Genomic DNA, 263 nt, shown 5'->3' on the forward strand with positions numbered 1-263 from the left:
GTCCTTGCGTCAGCAAATAATCATTTTGCCAATTCCAGCTATCTAGTTTTAAGTCGGATTTAGAACTGCCAATATAGCTCGCATAGACCTCGGTGTACCAACGTGAAGTTACACCATAGCCAAATCCCAGCTCCGGCCAGATGGTTTGTCCCCGTCCGGGAAAGTTCGTCGTCCAATAGCGGAAATCGACTGACTTCTGGTCTTTGTTGTCGTACACCGACACAAAGTAGTAACCCGGCTCTGCCAATGCCGCTCCATAAGTC

General features: G+C 48.7%; 1 protein-coding gene. It reads right to left on the reverse strand.

Annotated elements, in window-relative coordinates:
• Nucleotides 1–217: hypothetical protein (locus tag QN347_RS20145; protein WP_323494452.1), on the reverse strand; the 217-nt coding region annotated here is incomplete at its 3' end.
• Nucleotides 218–263 lie beyond the last annotated feature (46 nt).

Origin of the sequence: Sphingomonas sp. 10B4 (assembly GCF_035019905.1) — a bacterium.
GTDB lineage: Bacteria > Pseudomonadota > Alphaproteobacteria > Sphingomonadales > Sphingomonadaceae > Sphingomonas > Sphingomonas glacialis.